The following is a 19,488-nucleotide window of genomic DNA, read 5'->3' on the forward strand; positions in this document are numbered from 1 at the left end:
AGGAAGGACGGACCTGTCATGACCGGCAAGCGGTTACCCGAGGCGGTACCGGAGGAAGGGGGCGGCGGAGGCTGGCACGTCGACGCGCGCTGCACCAACTGCGATGTCGCCCGGCAGCTCGCCCCCGAGCTGATCCACGAGAAGGACGGCCGGGCGGAAGTGTTCCGGCAGCCGCAGAACGACGCGGAGGCCCGGCAGCTGTATGCCGCCGCCTTCGCCTGCCACACCCGGTCGATCCGTCACCCCGTCCAACGCCTCACCCCCGACCTCGACCCCTTCCCGCTCGCCCTGGACGACACCGTCCAGCTCTGCGGCCACAACTCCCCGCACACCGCGGGCGCGAACTCCTATCTGCTGCGCCGCCCCGAGGGAACGTCGATGATGATCGATACGCCCCGGTGGAGCGGCGCGCTGGCCGACCGGTACGAGGCGCTGGGCCCCGTCACCGACGTCCTGCTCACCCACCGGGACCACGCGGCGCACGGCCGCCGGTACGCCGACCGGTTCGGCGCCCGCCTGTGGATCCACGAGGGCGACCTCGATGCCGCTCCGGACGCCGACCACATCCTGCGGGGCACCGACCCGGTCGGCATCGGCGAGGGCGTCACCGCCCACCCGCTCCCCGGCCATACGCGCGGCAGCGTGCTCTACCTCGCCGACCACCGGTACTGCTTCAGCGGCGACAGCTTCTACTGGTCACGCACCACGGCCGACCTGGAGGTGGCCGCCTCCGTCACCTGGTACTCGATCGAGGAACTGGCCGCCTCCCTGACCCGGACCGCCCCTCGGCTGCGTTTCGAGTGGGTGCTGCCCGGCCACGGCGACCGCCGGCGGCTCCCCGCCGGAGAGATGGCGCGGCGGCTGGCGCAGCTGACCGTCCGCACCCGCCAACTCCGGCCGCAGCCCGTCGACTTCACCGCGATCCGTTGGTGACCGTGCCCGTCCCTCAGGCCGGCCGGGTGGCCACCACCAGCCGGCACCGCGGGCTGCCGTCGGTGCGCCGGCCGAGTTCCGGCAGGGCGTGCAGCCGTACGTCGAATCCGGTCCGCGTCAGTTCCGCACAGACGTCGGTGAGCCGGAACGTCCGGTAGTACATGACGAAGCTCGGCCGCCACAGCGCGTTGCGGACCCGCATCGCGGCGTCGAAGGCCAGCAACGCCCAGTAGCCGGGCGATCCGGGCCGCGCCGGAGCCCCGATCGGGAAGACGAACCGGCCGCCGGGGCGCAGCACGGAATGCACCTGCGCGAACAGCCCCGGGCGTTCCCGCGGCAGAAAATGCCCGAACGCACCGAAGCTCACCGCGAGGTCGAAGACCGGCCCGAACGGGAGCGCCCGGGCGTCCGCGCGCACCCACCCGGCAGGTGTCGCACCCGCGGTCGCCCGCGCACGGGCGCGGCCCTCGGCGAGCATCCCGGCGCTGACGTCGACGCCGATCACCCGCTCCCGGCAGACCTGCCGCAGGACGTCCATGCCCGCCCCGGTGCCGCAGCACAGGTCGAGGCCGCTGCCGAACGGCCCGAGCCGCTGCAGCGCCCGCGACACGGGAGCCAGGATCGCGTCCGGGGTGCGGAACGGCGTGTGGTCGAATTTCGGCGCGAGCAGGTCATAGCCGCGCTCGACGGAGGAAAGTGCCTGCACGGCGAGTTCACGGAAGGTGGGGCCCTGAGGTGCGAACATTGCCCTCAGCATAGAACTCGTCCGCACCCGGATCGCATCGGCCGCGCTGTGTGGTAGCGTGCCGAGGGAACGCACATCATCCAGTCGCCCTTCTGGCGCCGAAGCGTTCGTCTCTTCATTTCGCGCTCGCATCGCGGTTGCGCCCGTCCTTCTCGACCGGCCATCCAGCACAAGCCGACTGGTTCCCTTTCCCGGTCCAGCGATGCGGCATCGCTTTCTCTCCGGTCGCGGGCCTTTCTGACGGCCTGCGGGGCGTGCACACACCGCCCTCTCCTGCCGGATTCCCCCTTCCCGTCGACCACCCGCAGACGCATTCCCGAGAGGACACCCGTGACCACCGATACCCACGTCGGCAGGAAACCTGCCATGACCACTTCCCCCGTCGCCCCCTCGTCCGCCTCCCGTCCCTTCGCACAGCAGCCCGCCGCCTCGGAGAAATCCGCTGTACCGGCAGCAGGGGTGCTGGATATCGCGAACGACCGGCAGGAAACCGGCTTCCTCCGCGTGGAGGGCTGCCTTGCCTCGTCCGGCGATGTCCGGGTGCCCGCCGCGCTGATCCGTGAAGCGGGCCTGCGCACAGGGGATTTCGTCGTCGGGACGTGCGTCCGGCCCCGGGTGCTCGACCGGGTCGCCTCGGTCAACGGCCGCAGCCCGGACGCCGTGCGCGGGCGGCCGCACTTCCGCGATCTCACACCGCTGCACCCGAACCAACGGATGCGCCTGGAGAGTGCGGCCGGCGGGCTGACGGCACGCATCGTCGATCTGATCGCACCGGTCGGCAAGGGACAGCGGGGGCTGATCGTGGCACCCCCGAAGACGGGCAAGACGGTGCTGCTGCAACAACTCGCCGCCGCCGTCGCCGAGAACCACCCCGCCTCCCGGCTGATGGTCGTGCTGATCGACGAACGGCCCGAGGAAGTCACCGACATGCGCCGTTCGGTACGCGGAGAGGTCCTCGCCTCGACCTTCGACCGGCCGGCGAAGGAGCACATCGCCCTCGCCGAACTGGCCGTGGAACGTGCCAGACGACTCGTCGAGGACGGGCAGGACGTCGTGATCCTCTTCGACTCCCTCACCCGCCTGTGCCGGGCCCACAACAACGCCGCCACCTCGGGCGGCCGGACATTGAGCGGCGGTGTCGACGCCGCCGCGCTGCTCGGCCCCAAGAAGCTCTTCGGCGCGGCACGGTCCGCAGAGGAGGGCGGTTCGCTGACCATCCTCGCGACGGCCCTGGTGGAGACCGGCTCCCGGGCCGACGACTACTTCTTCGAGGAGCTGAAGAGCACCGGCAATATGGAACTCCGTCTGGACCGTGCACTCGCGGGAAAGCGGCTCTATCCGGCGGTCAATATCACCGGATCGGGCACCCGGCGCGAAGAACTGCTGCTCCCGCAAGCCGAATGGGCGGCCGTGCGCCGGCTGCGCCGCGCCCTGAGGACCGGAGACGGCCAGACGAACACGGAAAGCCTGCTCGACAAGCTCCGGCGGACACCCGACAATGCGACGTTTCTCCGGCAGATACAGCACACCGCGCCGGACGGATGACCGGGTCGCCGCGAACCCGGCTCGGCAATGCCCTTGGACGGCCTCGGACCAGAGGTTTTCGCCCCGGAGCAGGTCGCACCTGCTCGCACCGACCCGCGCTCTCCTGCCGGGACACCCGTCCCCGACGACGCCCATGACGGATCACCAGGGCACGGGCGTTCCGTCCCAGGAGAACCGCCTGGCGGGTTCGAGCGCGCCGCCGGGCATCAGCGCCGTGCGTCGGGTGCGCCCCCACGCGGCCCGGATGCTGGAGCGGCTGCCGGAGACCGGTGCCCTCGTCACTGACGCGGCGTACGACGTCATCGCCTGGAACCCCTGGCCCGGGCGCTGCTCCGCGCCGACCTCGGAGGCGGGACGACGAACCTGGCCCGACGCCGTTTCCTGGGCCGGGAGCGGCTGTGCGAGAGTTCCAGCGCCGAGGAATTCGGGCACATCGTGGTGGCGCGGCGGGGCCGGGCCGCGGACCGCTACCCGCACGACCCGCGGTTGGCCGCCCTGCTGGCCGAACTGCACGCCGGCAGTGCGGAGTTCCGGCAGATCTGGCAGGCGCGTCCGGTCCACGCTCCCGGGCGCCGCACCAAGACCCTGGGCCCTCCGGAGGCCGGTGCGCTGCGGGTGAACTGCGACGTCCCGCTCGTGCCCGAGGACGACCAGGAGGTCGTCCTGATCACGGCCGACCCCGGATCACCTGCCGCGCGGTCCCTGCGCGGGCCGGCCGGGCAGACGCCCTGAAACGACGATGCGCACAGGTCTCTCCGGTGGTCACAGGGCGTCGCGCCGTCATGCTCACTGAGGCCTGTGCCCACCGGGTGCCGCCGGGAGGACATGGGCGCCGGTCCTGTCGGTGCTCAGGCACAGCGAGCAGACCACCGCGGCATGCTGGGGGCAGGCGGCCAGGTCCGGACGTTCGAACTCCTGCCGGCAGACATGGCACTCGGACAGCTCCGGGCTGGGGTTGCCGTCCGGGTCCAGCAGCGGGGCGTCGATCCCGTCCGTCGTACGCCGCAGGTAGAAACGGCCCTTGGTCAGGACGGCCATCAGCGGGGTGAGGACGAAGGCGATCACCGCGGCGGCGACGGGGGAGTACGGCTGGAGGGCGTCACCCAGCGCATGGAAGTACAGGGCGATCGACAGGCCGGACGCGACGGTGAAGGCCACCACGCCCACCGGGTTGACCGCGTAGAGCATGCCGCGGCGGAACTCGGGTGCTTGCGGGGAGAGTTTCAGCAGGTACTTGTTGACGATGATGTCGGTGGCGACGGTCACGATCCAGGCGATGGCGCAATTGGAGTAGAACCCCAGGATGCCGTTGAGGAAGCTGAACATGTCCGCTTCCATCAGGATCAGCGCGAACGCCAGATTGGCGAGCACGAACACCATCCGGCCCGGATAGCGCTTGGTGACCCGGGTGAACGAGTTCGTCCACGCCAGCGAACCGGAGTAGGCATTGGTCACGTTGATCTTGATCTGGCTGATCACAACCAGGGCCACGGCCAGCGGAACGACCAGCCACGACGGCATCATGGCCGCGAAGGCGCCGGTGAACTGCCGGATGGGCTCGGTTGCCGAGTGCGCGCCCACCCGGGAGAGGATGTAGACGGCCAGGAAGACGCCGATGGCCTGCTTGAGCGCGCCGAGCACGACCCATCCGGGGCCGGCCATCACGACGGCGGTCCACCAACTGCGCCGGTTCTGCGCGGTCTTGGGCGGCATGAAGCGCAGATAGTCGACCTGCTCGCCGATCTGCGCGATCAGGGACAGGCACACGCCCGCGCCCAGCAGCACCGACGCGGCGTTGACCCCGCCGCCGCCATGGGAGCCCGGGTAGGCGAGGAAGGTGTGCACCGTGCCGGGGTCCGTGACGACCAGGTAGACCAGCGGGCCCACCATCAGCAGCAGCCAGACCGGGGTCGTCCAGACCTGGAGCTTGGTGAGCGCCTTCATCCCGTAGATGACCAACGGGATGACCATGCAGGTCGAGATCACATAGCCCAGCCACAGCGGCAGACCGAAACCCAGCTTCAGGCCCTGCGCCATGATCGAGCCTTCGAGGGCGAAGAAGATGAAGGTGAAACTGGCGAAGATGACGCTCGTCAGGACCGAGCCGTAGTAGCCGAAGCCGGAGCCCCGGGTGATCAGGTCCAGATCGATGTTGTAGCGGGCCCCGTAGTAGGCGAGGGGGAAGCCGGTGAGGAAGATGACCACGGCGGCGACCCCGATCGCGGCCAGGGCGTTCCCCGTGCCATGGGCGAGCCCGATGCCCGCGCCGATCGAGAAGTCGGCCATGTAGGCGATGCCGCCCAGCGCCGTGGTCGCCACGACCATCGGCGTCCACCGGCGGTAGCTGCGCGGGGCGAACCGGAGGGTGTAGTCCTCCAGGGTCTCGTCGGCCGCCGTGCCGGCGGGCGGCTCGGCGGACGCGGGCCGTAGGCCGCTGTCGGGGACGGTCAGTTGTGGCTCGACGCTCATGCCGGACCTCCTGGGGGCAGTGGGAACACGACGGGCGGTCACGCGCACGGCAGGGGACCGGGCGGCGCGCGCCGGCGTCGGCGAAGCGGTGTGCGGTGCTGGGGAGATTAGGGAGCGCGTGTTTCCCGCAGCGTCCTCCCAGGTGAAGCGGGTGTTTCCGGGGCGGGGGAGGGAGGAACGGCGGCGCCATGAGCGGGATGTGCTCGCTGCGCGTCCGGGAGAGCGGGTAGACATGAGGCTGCCGGCGGCGGAGCGGAGTCCGGGAGGGCACCCGGCGTCACTCGCGCCGCCCGGCGAGCCCCTTCGCCCCCGTCCCCTCCCTCACCCCGCAGGAGCCACCATGACAGCGGACCGACACGGGCACCCGATGAGCGAGACCGGCACCGAGGCCCTTGCGCACTACGAACAGGCCCTGGACGACCTGCTGTTCTTCCGGCCCCGGGTCGCGGAGACCTCGAAGGCCGTACTGGCCGCCTCGCCGCGGTCGGTGATGGGGCACGCGCTGTCCGCCTATCTGGGGGTGCTGGGCACCGAGGAGAAGGACGCGGCCGCGGCACGCGACCGCTTCGCCCGCTTCCGCTCCGGCCTGGACACCGGACGGCTGACGCCCCGGGAACGTATGCATCTCGCCGCCGCCACGGCATGGCTCGACGGCGACCTGCACGGTGCCGGACGCACCCTCGGCGACCTCACCGTCGCCCACCCCCGCGATGCGCTGGCACTGTTCGTCGGCCACCAGCACGACTTCCTCACCGGGGACGCCCAGCGTCTGCGCGACCGCGTCGGCGGAGCCCTGGACGTCTGGGACGGCGAGGACCCCCACCACGGTCCGCTGCTCGGCATGTACGCGTTCGGACTGGAGGAGTCGGGCCATTACGAACGCGCGGAGGAGGTCGGCCTGGCGGCCCTCGCGCAGCACCCGGGCGACGTGTGGGGCATCCACAGCGTGGTGCACACCTACGAGATGCGGGGACGCTTCACGGACGGGATCCGCTTCCTCGACGCCCGTACGGACGACTGGTCCCGGGGCAGCCTGCTCACCGTCCACAACTGGTGGCACTACGCCCTCTACACACTCGAACTGGGCGCCACCGACCGGGTCCTGGAGATCTACGACGCCGCGCTCCACCACGACGCCTCGGCCGGGGTCGCGATGGAACTGCTGGACGCCGCGGCGCTGTTGTGGCGGCTGTACCTGGCCCAGGAAGAGCAGAGCGCACGGTGGGCCCGGCTCGCCGACGCCTGGGAGAGCCGCAAGGACGGCCCGCACTACGCCTTCAACGACGCCCATGCCGTCATGGCCTACGTCGGCGCGGGCCGCTTCGCCCAGGCGCAGCGGCTCGTCGAGGACCGGGAGCGCTGGGTGGCGGCGGAGTCCGGCGTGTCCAACCACGCCATGACGGCCGAGATCGGACTGCCGGTCTGCCGCGCGCTGATCGCCTACGGGCAGCAGGACCACGGCCGGGCCGCCGATCTGCTGCTGCCCGTCCGCCACCGCCTGCACACCTTCGGCGGCAGCCACGCCCAGCGCGACGCCATCCAGCGCACCCTCGTCGAGGCGTCTTTGCGCGCAGGCCGCGCCGACCTGGCGCGGACCCTGCTCAGCGAACGCATCCACCTGCGCCCGGTCTGCCCGTACAACTGGTCGGCCAAGGCCCGTCTGGAGGAGCAGCTCGGCGACCCGGTGCGGGCCGCGGCCGCCCGCGAGCGCGCCGCCGCGCAGGCGTCCGCGTGAGGGGCGGCGTCAGGGACGTCCCGCGGGCAGCTGCGCGTCCGCGACGGCCGGCGCGGCCTCGGGTGCGGTGAACTCCGGGTCGGGTTCGAGGAACCGGATGGCGACGGCGGTGGCGAGGTGCAGGCCGGCGAAGATCCAGACGATGCCCTCCACGCCGACCGGGCCCAGGGCGAGGGCGACGATGGCGGGCCCGGCGAAGGTGCTCGCTCCGGCGCCCAGGTTGAGCGCGGACATCGCCTGTCCCTTGTGGCGTGGCGCCAGCGCGGGCACCAGCGCCGAGATCGGTACGTAGCCGGCGAGGGCGATGCCGTAGAGGGCGGCGGCCACCGCGGAGGCGGCGAAGTGCGGGCCCGCGACGGCCGGTACGTAGTACAGCGCCAGGCAGGTGAGCGCGCAGGCCACGGCGCCGAACCAGGTCATGGTGCGCTGCCAGCCGAGGCGGTCGCCGACGGCCCCGAAGAACAGGTTGGCGAAGATGTTCGCGGCGAACATCACGCTGAGCAGGCGCAGCCAGGCCGAGGTGCTGAAGCCGACCGTCTCGGTGAAGAAGAACGGCAGGCAGACCAGGAAGCCGAATTGGGATCCGGTGCTGAAGACGCGCACCGCGGCGCCGATGGCCACCCGGGGGCGGCGCCGCATGATCGAGACGCTGCCCGCCAGGGTCGCCAGCGGACCCCCGCCGTCCGGCGCGAGTCCGGTCCGGCCGGTGGGCTCGCGCACCAGCAGGAGCGTGAGCAGGCCGCCGAGCAGCACCAGCGCGAGCGCGAGCCACAGCGTCCGGTACGAGCCGACCATCGGGATCGTGGCGCTGGCGACGAGCGAGCCGAGGGTCGGCAGGCCGCCGGTGAACGCGAACCAGTACCAGCCGACCGCCGTTCCCAGCCGCCGCGGCGGGGTCGCCGCGGTGACCCACACCAGGAACCCGTAGGCGAACAAGGGGTATCCGAAGCCGCGCAGCCCGTAGATGAGCAGCAGCAGCGGATAGTTCATGGCGGGCAGCGCCACCGTCAGCATGAGCACCTGGAAGACCAGCCAGACGGCGAAGCCCGCGGTCATCACCCGGCGTGGTCCCCAGAGGTCCGAGAGGGCTCCCGAGAGCCAGGCGCCGATGGCGACGGTGATGCCGTACACGGCGATGACCACTGCCGCGTCGGCCTTGGCCAGGCCCTGGTCGGCGAGGTACTTCGAGAAGAAGCCGGTCTCCACGCCGTCGCCGGTCATGAACAGCAGCACGCCCAGGAAGCCCCAGGCGAGGGCCGGGGGTATGCCCAGGCGGGCGCATCGGGAGCGGGTGCGGCCGGCCGGCGGGCGTCCGGCGTCCGGTGTTCCCGCCGGTCGGGGGCGAGCGGGGCTGCTCATGGTCTCTCCTGGGGGCTGAGCGTGATCGGGTGAGCACGGGGCGCACCGGCACCTGCGGCGGCTGTCGGTGAGCCGGCGCAAGTCTTCTCGCATTTTGTGCGAAGTCAAGACTCCTCTGATAAAAAAAGAAGCGGTACCGTGCTGACACCCAGGGGCGCGCCGGTCCGGAGGCGGACCGTGCACGGCCCCTGCCCCACTCCGCACACCGAGGGAGCCGTGACCCCGCCATGACGACCACATCCGGGATTCCCCCCACCATGCGCGCCGCCGTACTGCACGGACCCGGGCAGCTGAGCATCGAGGAACGCCCCGTGCCCGCACCCGGCCCCCGAGAGGTCCTGGTCCGCGTCGACGCGGTCGGCACCTGCGGCTCGGACGTGCACTACTACCGGCACGGGCGGATCGGCGACTTCGTCGTGCGCGAGCCGCTCGTGCTGGGGCACGAGGCGGCCGGCACGGTCGTCGCCTGCGGTCCGGACGCCGACGTGCGCCGGATGGGACGGCGCGTGTCCATCGAGCCCGGCACGCCCTGCGGCAGCTGCGAGGAGTGCCGGCCGGGCCGCTACAACCTGTGCCCGGACATGCGCTTCCTCGCCACACCGCCGGTGGACGGCGCCTTCTGCGAATACCTCGCCGTCCGCGAGGACTTCGCCCACGAGGTCCCCGACACCCTCACGGTCGAGGAAGCCGCCCTGCTGGAACCGCTGTCCGTGGCGGTCTGGGCCTGCCGCAAGGCCCGCGTCGCCCCCGGCGACCGGGTGCTGATCACCGGCGCCGGGCCCATCGGCCTGGTCGCCGCCCAGACCGCACGCGCCTTCGGCGCACGGGAGGTCCTGGTCACCGACGTCCTCCCGCACCGCCTCGCCCTCGCCCGCGCCGCCGGCGCCACCGCCGTCGACGTCTCCCGCACGCCGCTGGCCGAGGCGGACTACACCCCCACCGTCCTCCTGGAGTGCTCCGGCGTGCCCGCGGTCAGCAGCGAGGCGATCCGCACCGTGGGCCGGGCCGGGCGGGTGGTCCTCATCGGGATGGGCGGCTCCGAGGCGTCGCTGCCCGTGAGCCGGGTGCAGAACTACGAACTGGAACTGACCGGCACCTTCCGCTACGCCCATACCTGGCCCGCCGCGATCTCCCTGGTGGAGTCCGGAAGGGTCCGGCTCGACTCGCTGGTCTCGCACGGTTACGGTCTTGCCGAGGCCGAGAGCGCACTGACCGTCGCCACCCACGACGCGACCGCCGTGAAGGCCGTCATCTACCCGCAGCGGTAGGCGCGCCGCCGCTGTCCGACCGGAAAGGGGCGGCCCCGATGGCTTCCACTCGGTCGTCGCTGGCCGAGGTCGACCGGCGACGGCAGGACGTACTGGCGCATGTCGTCGAGCACGGAGAAGTGCGCATCGACGAACTCGCCGGGCACTTCGGGGTCAGCCTCGCGACCATGCACCGCGATCTGGACCAACTCGCCGAACGCCGGCTGCTGCGCAAGGAGCGCGGCCGGGCCGCGCCGTTCCCCAGCCTGACCATGGAGACCGCCACCCGCTTCCGCATCGGCGTGAACCTGGCGGTGAAGGAGGCGCTGTGCGCCGCCGTCGCCGACGAGATCCGGCCCGGCAGCACCCTCGTGCTCGACGACTCGACCACGGTCTTCCCGCTCGCGGCCCGCGTCGCGCAGACCGAGGCGGTCACCGTGGTCACCAACTCCCTCGGCGTGGCCCGGCTGTTCGACGAGACGCCGGGCGCCGACGTCACCCTCCTCGGCGGCCGCTACCGCGGCGAGTTCGGCTCCTGCGTCGGCCCCGAGGTGCTCCGCGCCCTCGGCCGCATCCACGCCGATGTCGCGGTGATGTCCGCGGTGTCCGTTCTCGGCGGCCGGCTCTTCCACCCGATCCGCGACTACGCCGAGATCAAGGAAGCCATGCTGGACTGCGCCGAGCGGTCGCTGCTGCTCGTCGACCACACCAAGTTCGGCAAGACCGCCACCCATGCCTACGGCGACATCGCCCGCTACGACCGGGTCGTCACCGACCGCGGCGCACCGGCCGGGGAACTCGCCGCACTGGGCCGCCGGGGCGTGACCCCCGAGGTCGTCGACGCCTGACGCCGCGCCGCACCGACGGGGAGGCCGAGAGACCGGCGCCCCCGTTTCGCGACAACCTCGGCCTGCCGTCGGCCAAAAGCCGCCCCGCGCACAACGTCGCGGCATCCCCGTCCGTCCTACCGCACGCACCTTTGTCCACTCTTCTTTGGAGGTCATTCATGCGACGGTTGGGGACTGTGGCCGCGGCACTCGTGCTGGCGGGTGCCGGGGTGGTGGGCACGGCCGGAGCGGCCGGTGCCGCGACCGTTCCGGCGGGCGGCAAGGCCCCCCTGGCCTGCTCCACCGCGTGGGGCAGCACCGACAAGTCGGCGACGGATGCCAATGCCGAGCCGTTGAAGAACATCACGACCAGCCACACCGCGTGCTACGACCGGATGGTCTTCGACATCAGCGGCGCCACCGGCAAGGCCGGCTACCACGTCGGATATGTCGACGCGTTCCACCAGGACGGCTCGGGCGAGCGCATACCCGTCAAGGGCGGCGCCATCCTGCAGATATATGTGTCCGCACCCAGCCACGACCCGGCGACCGGAAAGCAGACCTATGCCGGGACCGCCGGCAAGCCGCTTCCCGGGGTGAACATCAGCGGATACCCGACGTTCAAGGACACCAAGTTCGGGGCGAGCTTCGAGGGGCAGACCCAAGTCGGCCTCGGCGTGCGCGCCAAGCTGCCGTTCCGGGTGCTCCAGTCCGGTCACCAGCTGATCGTGGACGTCGCCCACACCTGGTGAACCGCCGCGCCGCGACCGCCCGGTCCGGCTCTGCGGGAAGGCCTGAGGCGGCCCGCACGGCACCCGGGTAAAGCACCGGCGGCACACAGAGAAATACCCCGGTCCGCATTGGCGGCCGGGGTATTTCTCTGTGTATATTGAGAGCTTCTGTGTCTTCATGCTGTGTCTTTGTCAAGCAATGAAGTAAGCCCAACTTCATTACCGAACTTTACCCGAGCGGAGCTGAATTGTCAAACAAGGAATTGCGGCAGGAGCAGGAATTCATCGACCTGCTCCATGAACGCCTCGCCGAACTGCGGGCCGGAGCTGAGAAGGCGGTGAACGCGGCTCTTCCGCAGGGCGGCAACAACGCCCAGGCACGGCTGGAGCGGGATGTGCTGGTGGCCGAGCACGCGGGTGTGCTGGCCGCCTTCGACGCCGGCGAGAACGGCCTGTGCTTCGGCCGGCTGATCTTCCGCGACGGCAGCGACCACCACATCGGCCGCATCGGCATCCGGCGCGACGACGCGGACCGGACCCCGCTGGTCCTCGACTGGCGGGCCGAGGTCGCCCGCCCCTTCTACCTCGCCACCGGGCACACCCCGATGGGGCTGCGCCGCCGGCGGCACCTCACGACGGAGGGCCGGAGGGTCACCGCCCTCCACGACGAGATCCTCGACCTCGCCGACACCGAACGCACCGGGTACGAGGGGACCGACGCGGACGCCGTCCTGCTGTCCGCGCTGGACGCCGCGCGCACCGGACGGATGCACGACATCGTGCAGACCATCCAGGCGGAGCAGGACGCGATCATCCGCGCCCCGCACCACGGCGTCCTCGTCGTGGAGGGCGGCCCCGGCACCGGCAAGACCGTCGTCGCGCTGCACCGCGCCGCCTACCTGCTCTACGCGCACCGCGAACTGCTCGCCCGCCGCGCCGTGCTGATCGTCGGGCCCAACCCCGCCTTCCTCGGCTACATCGAGGAGGTGCTGCCCTCGCTCGGCGAGACCGGGGTCCTGCTCGCCACGCCCGGCGAGCTCTTCCCCGGCGTGACCGCGACCGGCACCGACACCGCCGAGGCCGCCGCGGTCAAGGGCGGCGCGGCGCTGGCGGAGGCGCTGGCGGAGTACGTACAGGACCGGCAGACCCTGCCCGACCACGAGATCGTCATCGACCACGACGACGGCGAACTGCGGCTGGACGCGGACGTGGTGCACGAGGCACGACGCCTCGCCCGCGAGACCAGGCTGCCGCACAACCTCGCCCGCCCCCACTTCAAGTTCCGCATCATCGACGCACTCACCGCACAACTGGCCGAGCGCCTCGGCGCCGACCCCTTCGGCGGGCCGAACTTCCTCGGCCCCGACGACCTCGCCCAGCTCGGCAAGGCGATCGCCACCAGCGCCCAAGTGCATCGCGCCATCGAGGAGTTGTGGCCCGCCCTCACCCCGGAGCGGCTGGTCGCCGACTTCCTCGCCGCGCCCGCCCACCTCCCGGAGGCCGACGCCGAGGCGATCCGCCGCGCGGACGGCGACTGGACCCCCGCGGACATCCCCCTGCTGGACGAGGCCGCCGAACTCCTCGGCGAGGACGACTCGGCGGCCCGCGCCGCCGCCGAAGCGGAACGCCAGGAGCAGATCGCGTACGCCCAGGGCGTGCTGGAACTCTCCTACGGCTCCCGTACCCAGGAGTTCGAGGACCGTGAGGACGAGGACTCGGAGGTGCTGGCCGCGCACGACCTGCTGGACGCGGAACGGCTCGCCGACCGGCAGGAGGAGGCCGACCACCGCACCGCCGCCGAACGCGCCGCGGCCGACCGGACCTGGGCGTTCGGCCACATCATCGTGGACGAGGCGCAGGAGCTGTCCGCGATGATGTGGCGGTTGCTGATGCGCCGCTGCCCCACCCGCTCGATGACCCTGGTCGGCGACCCGGCCCAGACCGCCGAGCCGGGCGGCTGCGGCTCGTGGGAGAGCATCCTCGCGCCGTACACCGGCGACCGCTGGCAGCACGTCAGGCTCGGGGTCAACTACCGTACGCCGAGCGAGATCATGGACATCGCGGCGCAGGTGCCCCGGTCCACGGACCCCGCCTTCGAACCGCCGCGCTCCATCCGCTCCACCGGCGTGTCCCCCTGGGCACACCGCACCGACGACCTGGCGCACGCCGTCGCCGGGGCCGTCGCCCGGGACACCCACGAGGAGGGCCGCCTGGCCGTGATCGCCCCGGCCGCCCGCCACGAAACCCTCTCCGCCGCCCTCCCCGGGGCCTCCGCCGGCGCCTCCCCGGACCTGACCAGCCCGGTGGTGCTGCTCGACCCGCGGCAGGCCAAGGGTCTGGAATTCGACACGGTGATAGTCGTGGAACCGGCGGAGTTCGCAGCCAGCGACCTCTACGTCGCGCTCACCCGGGCCACCCAACGGCTCGGCGTCGTCCACGCGGCCCCCCTGCCGCCGGGGCTGGAGACGCTCCCGCCGCGGAACGCCGCCCTCACCGGTCGGTGACCGCGCACCGCCGGGGCGCCGTACGGAGCGGGACGGCGCCCCGGGGGAGGGGGTGACCCCGGGGGAGCGGGTGGCAGATCCGTGTGCCGGCGGCAGGCCGGGGCTTTCGGGCCGGTATCGGTGGTGTATCGGGGACTGTCGGTCCGATGTCGGCGGGGTCCGGCACCTTTCGAGAGGTCCAGCCGGGTGTCCACCCGGCTCCGGAAAGGGGATCTCTTGTGTATGACGTAGTGATCGTGGGCGCCGGCCCGGTCGGTCTGTTCCTCGCCTGCGAGCTCGGCCTCGCGGGCTGCTCCGTTCTGGTGCTGGAGCGGGAGCCGGATTCCCGCTCCCCGTTCAAGGGGAGGCCGCTCGGGATGCGGGGACTGTCCGCCGCTTCGGCCGAGTCGTTCCACCGCCGCGGGATGCTGCACCAGCTGCGGACGGCATCGGGCGGCACCGACGAACCCGGTGCGGACCCCGCGGCGCACTTGCAGCCGTCCCTTCGTGGCGTGGGCCATTTCGCCGGCATGCGGCTCGACCCGGCCCAGCTCGACGCCGCTGCTCTGCCGTACCGGCTTCCCGGCCAGGCGATGGACGGCATGCCGACCTACCTCGAAGCGGTCGAGACGCTGCTGTCCGAGCAGGCATCCCGGCTCGGCGTGGAGATCAGGTACGGGGTCACGGTCTCCGCCCTCACCCAGAACGAGGAGAGCGCGATCGCGCACGCCGGCGGGCACGAGTACGCGGCGCGCTGGGTCGTCGGCTGCGACGGCGGACGCAGTACGGTGCGTGGGCTCGCGGGCTTCGCATTCGTCGGCACCGAGCCGCAGTTCACCGGCTACACCATGCAAGCCACCGCCACCGGCGCCGAGAAGCTGCGCTTCGGGATCAACCCGACGCCGACGGGCATGTACCTCCAGATCGTGGAGGGGCACATCGCCATGGTGGATTTCGACGGCGGCGCGTTCGACCGCTCGCAGCAGCTGACGCGCGACCATCTCCAGGCGGTTCTGCGCCGGGTGTCCGGCACCGACGTGACGCTGAGCGAGGTACATCTCGCCTCCAGCTTCACCGATCGGGCGATGCAGACGACGACCTACCGGCGGGGGCGCGTCCTGCTCGCGGGCGACGCCGCTCACATCCACTCGCCCCTCGGCGGACAGGGACTCAACACCGGCATCGGCGACGCCATGAATCTGGGGTGGAAGCTCGCGGCGACCGTGCACGGACATGCGCCGGACGGGCTGCTCGACACCTACACCCGCGAGCGCCATCCGATCGGAGCGAAGGTGCTCGACTGGTCGCGCGCCCAGGTCACGGTCATGCGGCCGGACCCGCACAGCCAGGCGATCCAAGGAGTGGTGCGCGACCTGATCGGGACCCGGGACGGCTCGACCTACGTGTTCGAGAGGCTGTCGGGAGCGTCGATCCGTTACGACCTCGGCAGCGAGCATCCCCTGGTCGGCCGCAGCGCCCCGGACTTCTGTCTCGAAGACGGCACCCGCCTCAGCGACCTGATGCGGGACGGGCGGGGCGTCGCGCTCGATTTCAGCGCCGACCGATGCCTGCGCGATTCGGCAAAGGGCCGGGACAGCCGGATGCGGTATGCGGCCGGTCCGGCGGAAGACGACCTGGGACTGGGTGCCGTGCTCGTCCGCCCCGACGGCGTGGTCGCCTGGGCAGGTGAGCGCACCCCTGATCGCGAGGCGTTCGAGCAGGCCGCCGACCAGTGGTTCGGTGGCCCCGAAAGCTGAAGCGGCCCCCTTCTCCTGAGCGGCCGCCCGTCTGCTTTCCTCACCCGAGTTCAAGGAGCGCACATGACGATCACTGTCCGACCGGGCAGCACCGTGATGTTCACCGGAGATTCGATCACCGACTGCCAACGCCTGGAGAGCGAGGACGGACTCGGGTTCGGCTACCCGCTGCGCGTCGCGGGCGAGTGGGGCCTCAGACACCCGGACCGGCCCGTGACCTGGCTGAACACCGGCATCGCGGGCCACAAGGTGAGCGACCTCGAAGCCCGCTGGCAGACAGACGTACTCGACGCGGGCCCGGACGTGGTGTCGATCCTCGTCGGGGTCAACGACATGGGCTGGCACACACTGGACCCGGAGGGACACGTGATCCCCGTGGAGGAGTTCTCAGCGGGTTACGACCGCCTGCTGGCGCCCCTCGCCGAAGCGGGCACGGAGCTGATCCTCATCGAGCCGTTCCTGCTGCCGATCCACGGCGTCGTCGAGGCCGGTGTCGCACGCATCGGAGTCGAAGAGCGAAAGGAGTGGCGCGCCGACCTGGACCCGAAGATCCAGGCCGTACGGGAACTCGCCGACAGGTACGGTGCCCATCTGCTGGCCGCCGACCGCATGTTCGCCGAACTCGCCGCGACGACCGGACCGGAATACTGGGCCGAGGACGGCGTGCACCCGACGCCGGCCGGTCACGCCGCACTCGCGGCGGCCTGGCTGCGCCTGGTCGTGTGACCGGTGATCAGGTCACGGCGGCGGAGGCCTCGCTCTGCTCACGCGTCAGCACTTCCGGGAAGTACCGACGCACCTCGGGACGAGGGCCCTGAAGGGGGGATCTGACACGCCCTCAATCCCGTCGGCTGCACCCGCATCCGTGACCGCCGCCCGACGACGTGAACGTCGGCAACGGCTGCGGCAACATGGTGCAGGTGAGCGAATCATCGGAGCAGGTGCAGAACGCAGTTCGTCTCTGGCACGAACACCGCCGTGCGCCCTTCCCCGCGAGCCTACGAGGCGCCGAGTTCGGCGGAACAGACATGGTGTTGCTCGACGCGGACACCGCCGGCTGCGTTCTCACCTGGCTGAACAACGGCGGCACTCTCGACCCGAAGCGCACCCGCATCCTGCAAAGCTGCATCGAGGACCTGGACCGAGTCGTCCCCGAGATCACCGAACCCGCAGGAACCCGGTACTACCAGCGCCTGCGCCGGCTCGCCCTCCTCGTATCAAGGACCCTCCCCAGGCCCCGATGAGACGACGTCCAAGAACGAGCCAAGAGGCGAGAAGCCGTTGCTGCGCGGACGGTCCGATCCGTCCGCGCAGCAACGGTCCTGTCGTGAAAGGCCCGTCCGGCCACCCGCCACCGCCTCGTCGGCGGCGGGACTACTTGACCGAACCCGCCATGATCCCCTGCACGAAGTGGCGCTGGAAGGCGAAGAACACGATCAGCGGCACGATCAGGGACAGGAACGCACCGGGGGCCAGGACGCCGATGTTGCTGCCGAACTGCCGCATCTGCGACTGGAGGGCCACCGTCAGCGGCTGGGACGCGTTGTCGGCGAAGAGCAGCGCGACCAGCATGTCGTTCCAGACCCACAGGAACTGGAAGATGGCCAGACTGGCGATGGCGGGGCGGCCCAGCGGCAGGACCAGTTGGGAGAAGATGCGCCACTCCCCGCCGCCGTCCATGCGGGCGGCCTCCAGCATCTCCTTGGGGATCTCCGCGAAGTAGTTGCGCAGCAGGAAGATGGCGAACGGCAGGCCGTAGGCGGTGTGGAAGAGGACCACCCCGGGGATGGAGCCGAACAGGCCGAGCGCACCGAACAGTTTCGCCACCGGCAGCAGGCCGATCTGGACCGGCACCACCAGCATGGCGACCACCACCAGGAAGATCCAGTCCCGGCCGGGGAAGTCCATCCAGGCGAAGGCGTATCCGGCCAGGGCCGCGATCACGACCACGGCGAGCGTGGTGGGCACCGAGATCAGCACGGTGTTCCAGAACGCCTGGACGATGCCCGAGTCCTTCAGCAGCGCCGTGTAGTTGTCCAGCGACAGCTGCCCGGGCGTGGTCAGGGCGGTCCACCAGCCGCTGCCGGCGTTGGCCTCCTCCGTACGCAGCGAGGAGAGGAAGAGACCGGCGGCGGGGGTGAGCCAGACCAGGCCGATGAGGAGCAGGAACAGCTGGATCGCGCCGCGGCCGAGACGCTTCACCGGCCGTGCCGTCGCCCGCCTGCGGGGCGTGGCGGCTGTGGGGACGGTGGTCATGACTGGCTCCTGCGGAAACGTCGGATGTTGAGGGCCATGGCCGGGACCACCAGGAGCAGCAGCAGGACACCGAGGGCGCTGCCGAGGCCCTGGTTGTTGCCGCCGCCGAAGGAGACCAGCCACATCTGCAGGGCCAGGACGTTGGCGTCCTGCTGTACGGGCCCCGGGGCGATGATGTAGACGAGGTCGAAGACCTTCATCACGTTGATCACCATCGTCACGAACACCACGCCCAGGACGGGCCCGAGCAGCGGCACGGTGATCCGGCGGAAGACCTGCCACTCGTTGGCGCCGTCCATGCGGGCGGCTTCCAGCACATCGCGCGGCATCGAGGAGAGCCCCGCGCCGATGAGGACGAGCGCGAAGCCGGTCCAGATCCACATGTAGGCGCCGATGATGGCGGGGGTGACGAGGGCCGGGCCGAGCCAGGAGATGCCCTCGTACGGCGGGGCGAAGTCCTTCGCGGGGAGCTGGACGGCGTAGGACCCGGGGGCCAGGCGGGGCAGGCGGTAGGAGCCGTCCGCCGCGGTGGTGGTCCGCGCCACGACCTTGCCGTGGGCGTCGACCGCCTCGACGGCGAGCTTCGGCAGGCCGCGTTCGCGGCGGTCCACCGCGCCGGGGGTGCCGCCACCGCCGGGGGTGAAGTCGAGGTAGACCACACCGCGCAGCTCCCCTTTGCCGGCCGGGGACGTGGCGGCCTGCGCGGCGGGTCGTGCCTGCGCCGGCATGTCCTTGGGCGCGACGCCGACCAGGCCGAGGTTGACGGTGTTCCCCGGACCGGTGCGGTGCGCCGTGCGGTAGGAGCCGTCGTGGCCCTTGGCCAGCCGCTTGTCGCCGAGACGCGCCTTGGCGGTGGGGAAGGAGGTGGATTCCCCCTGGACCTTGTCGTGGATGCCCACGGTGATGGCGTTGAGCACACCGCGCTGCGGATCCTGCTCGTAGGCGAGGCGGAAGATGATGCCGGCGGCGAGGAAGGAGATCGCCATCGGCATGAACATCAGCAGCTTGAACGCCGTCTTCCAGCGGATCTTCTCGGTCAGGACGGCGAGGACCAGGCCGAGTCCGGTCAGCAGCGCGGGGGCGAAGACGACCCAGATCGCGCTGTTGCGGATGGCCCGGAGCGTGGCCGGGTCCTGGAACATCGCGGTGTAGTTGCCGGCGCCGACGAAGGTGGTGCCCGAGGCGTCGTACAGGCTGCGGACCACCGAGAACACGATGGGGTACGCGACCAGGGCGCCCAGCAGCAACAGCGCGGGGAACAGGAACAGCGCGGCGATCCGGCGGCGGCGCCGGGCGGCGCGCCGCCCGGGGGCGGTTGCCCGGCCGGGCGCGCCGCCCCGGGGGAGGGACGCGGCGGCGCGCGAGGTGGCGGGCGCCGCCGCGGAAGTGGTGACAGGCATC

General features: G+C 71.5%; 15 protein-coding genes and 1 pseudogene. 11 read left to right on the plus strand and 5 right to left on the minus strand.

The window, feature by feature from the left end:
• Positions 1 to 18: 18 nt before the first annotated feature.
• A complete protein-coding gene (locus AB0411_RS16575; RefSeq protein WP_366418000.1) occupies positions 19 to 933 on the plus strand; it encodes an MBL fold metallo-hydrolase in 915 nt (304 codons plus the stop codon).
• Between the two features lie 13 nt (positions 934 to 946).
• Here the strand turns inward: AB0411_RS16575 and AB0411_RS16580 are convergent, their stop codons facing one another.
• Entirely contained in the window at positions 947 to 1,678 is a 732-nt protein-coding gene (locus AB0411_RS16580) for a class I SAM-dependent methyltransferase (protein ID WP_366418002.1), read from the minus strand.
• A gap of 366 nt (positions 1,679 to 2,044) precedes the next feature.
• Between AB0411_RS16580 and rho the strand changes: the two genes are divergently transcribed.
• On the plus strand, positions 2,045 to 3,223 hold the full coding sequence (gene rho / locus AB0411_RS16585; RefSeq protein ID WP_366418003.1) for a transcription termination factor Rho: 1,179 nt from the start codon (positions 2,045 to 2,047) through the stop codon (positions 3,221 to 3,223).
• 175 nt (positions 3,224 to 3,398) lie between these two features.
• Positions 3,399 to 3,955 (plus strand): annotated as a pseudogene (locus AB0411_RS16590) (MmyB family transcriptional regulator); the annotation flags it as partial.
• 54 nt (positions 3,956 to 4,009) lie between these two features.
• Here the strand turns inward: AB0411_RS16590 and AB0411_RS16595 are convergent.
• Positions 4,010 to 5,692 carry a purine-cytosine permease family protein gene (locus AB0411_RS16595; RefSeq protein ID WP_366418004.1) on the minus strand — a complete coding sequence of 561 codons (1,683 nt, stop codon included), beginning with the start codon at positions 5,690 to 5,692 and terminating at the stop codon, positions 4,010 to 4,012.
• A gap of 340 nt (positions 5,693 to 6,032) precedes the next feature.
• On the opposite strand from AB0411_RS16595, the gene AB0411_RS16600 reads away from it, so the two are divergent.
• Complete coding sequence (locus AB0411_RS16600) at positions 6,033 to 7,427, plus strand: tetratricopeptide repeat protein (RefSeq protein ID WP_366418005.1); 1,395 nt, start codon at positions 6,033 to 6,035, stop codon at positions 7,425 to 7,427.
• Positions 7,428 to 7,436: 9 nt separating this feature from the next.
• Here the strand turns inward: AB0411_RS16600 and AB0411_RS16605 are convergent, their stop codons facing one another.
• Positions 7,437 to 8,786 carry an MFS transporter gene (locus AB0411_RS16605; RefSeq protein WP_366418006.1) on the minus strand — a complete coding sequence of 450 codons (1,350 nt, stop codon included), beginning with the start codon at positions 8,784 to 8,786 and terminating at the stop codon, positions 7,437 to 7,439.
• A gap of 227 nt (positions 8,787 to 9,013) precedes the next feature.
• Here AB0411_RS16605 and AB0411_RS16610 point away from each other — a divergent pair, with 227 nt between their 5' ends.
• The 7 genes from AB0411_RS16610 to AB0411_RS16640 all read left to right on the plus strand — a co-directional run bounded on the left by AB0411_RS16610 (position 9,014) and on the right by AB0411_RS16640 (position 17,075).
• Complete coding sequence (locus tag AB0411_RS16610; RefSeq protein WP_366418007.1) at positions 9,014 to 10,054, plus strand: NAD(P)-dependent alcohol dehydrogenase; 1,041 nt, start codon at positions 9,014 to 9,016, stop codon at positions 10,052 to 10,054.
• Between the two features lie 38 nt (positions 10,055 to 10,092).
• The gene (locus tag AB0411_RS16615) at positions 10,093 to 10,881 is read left to right on the plus strand and encodes a DeoR/GlpR family DNA-binding transcription regulator (protein WP_366418008.1); all 789 of its coding nucleotides are present in this window, start codon (positions 10,093 to 10,095) and stop codon (positions 10,879 to 10,881) included.
• A gap of 158 nt (positions 10,882 to 11,039) precedes the next feature.
• On the plus strand, positions 11,040 to 11,612 hold the full coding sequence (locus AB0411_RS16620) for an AMIN-like domain-containing (lipo)protein (RefSeq protein WP_366418009.1): 573 nt from the start codon (positions 11,040 to 11,042) through the stop codon (positions 11,610 to 11,612).
• Positions 11,613 to 11,839: 227 nt separating this feature from the next.
• A complete protein-coding gene (locus AB0411_RS16625; protein ID WP_366418010.1) occupies positions 11,840 to 14,095 on the plus strand; it encodes a HelD family protein in 2,256 nt (751 codons plus the stop codon).
• A gap of 218 nt (positions 14,096 to 14,313) precedes the next feature.
• On the plus strand, positions 14,314 to 15,831 hold the full coding sequence (locus AB0411_RS16630; RefSeq protein WP_366418011.1) for an FAD-dependent oxidoreductase: 1,518 nt from the start codon (positions 14,314 to 14,316) through the stop codon (positions 15,829 to 15,831).
• A 63-nt stretch (positions 15,832 to 15,894) separates the two neighbouring features.
• On the plus strand, positions 15,895 to 16,557 hold the full coding sequence (locus AB0411_RS16635) for an SGNH/GDSL hydrolase family protein (protein ID WP_366418012.1): 663 nt from the start codon (positions 15,895 to 15,897) through the stop codon (positions 16,555 to 16,557).
• A gap of 194 nt (positions 16,558 to 16,751) precedes the next feature.
• Positions 16,752 to 17,075 (plus strand): hypothetical protein, encoded by a 324-nt coding sequence (locus tag AB0411_RS16640; protein WP_366418013.1) that lies wholly within the window; start codon positions 16,752 to 16,754, stop codon positions 17,073 to 17,075.
• Between the two features lie 130 nt (positions 17,076 to 17,205).
• Here AB0411_RS16640 and AB0411_RS16645 read toward each other — a convergent pair whose 3' ends face one another.
• The gene (locus AB0411_RS16645) at positions 17,206 to 18,087 is read right to left on the minus strand and encodes a carbohydrate ABC transporter permease (RefSeq protein WP_366418014.1); all 882 of its coding nucleotides are present in this window, start codon (positions 18,085 to 18,087) and stop codon (positions 17,206 to 17,208) included.
• A complete protein-coding gene (locus tag AB0411_RS16650) occupies positions 18,084 to 19,487 on the minus strand; it encodes an ABC transporter permease subunit (RefSeq protein ID WP_366418015.1) in 1,404 nt (467 codons plus the stop codon). Before AB0411_RS16650 ends, AB0411_RS16645 begins: the two co-directional genes overlap by 4 nt.
• Between the last annotated feature and the right edge of the window lies 1 nt (position 19,488).

It is taken from the genome of Streptomyces angustmyceticus (genome assembly GCF_040701845.1).
GTDB classification, from domain to species: domain Bacteria; phylum Actinomycetota; class Actinomycetes; order Streptomycetales; family Streptomycetaceae; genus Streptomyces; species Streptomyces angustmyceticus_A.

Coding starts and splice junctions, on each gene's coding strand:
- AB0411_RS16610 (WP_366418007.1), top strand. CDS start 9,014: ATGACGACCACATCCGGGATTCCCCCCACCATGCGCGCCGCCGTACTG.
- AB0411_RS16595 (WP_366418004.1), bottom strand. CDS start 5,692: ATGAGCGTCGAGCCACAACTGACCGTCCCCGACAGCGGCCTACGGCCC.
- AB0411_RS16580 (WP_366418002.1), bottom strand. CDS start 1,678: ATGTTCGCACCTCAGGGCCCCACCTTCCGTGAACTCGCCGTGCAGGCA.
- rho (WP_366418003.1), top strand. CDS start 2,045: ATGACCACTTCCCCCGTCGCCCCCTCGTCCGCCTCCCGTCCCTTCGCA.
- AB0411_RS16605 (WP_366418006.1), bottom strand. CDS start 8,786: ATGAGCAGCCCCGCTCGCCCCCGACCGGCGGGAACACCGGACGCCGGA.
- AB0411_RS16650 (WP_366418015.1), bottom strand. CDS start 19,487: ATGCCTGTCACCACTTCCGCGGCGGCGCCCGCCACCTCGCGCGCCGCC.
- AB0411_RS16575 (WP_366418000.1), top strand. CDS start 19: ATGACCGGCAAGCGGTTACCCGAGGCGGTACCGGAGGAAGGGGGCGGC.
- AB0411_RS16620 (WP_366418009.1), top strand. CDS start 11,040: ATGCGACGGTTGGGGACTGTGGCCGCGGCACTCGTGCTGGCGGGTGCC.
- AB0411_RS16635 (WP_366418012.1), top strand. CDS start 15,895: ATGACGATCACTGTCCGACCGGGCAGCACCGTGATGTTCACCGGAGAT.
- AB0411_RS16615 (WP_366418008.1), top strand. CDS start 10,093: ATGGCTTCCACTCGGTCGTCGCTGGCCGAGGTCGACCGGCGACGGCAG.
- AB0411_RS16645 (WP_366418014.1), bottom strand. CDS start 18,087: ATGACCACCGTCCCCACAGCCGCCACGCCCCGCAGGCGGGCGACGGCA.
- AB0411_RS16600 (WP_366418005.1), top strand. CDS start 6,033: ATGACAGCGGACCGACACGGGCACCCGATGAGCGAGACCGGCACCGAG.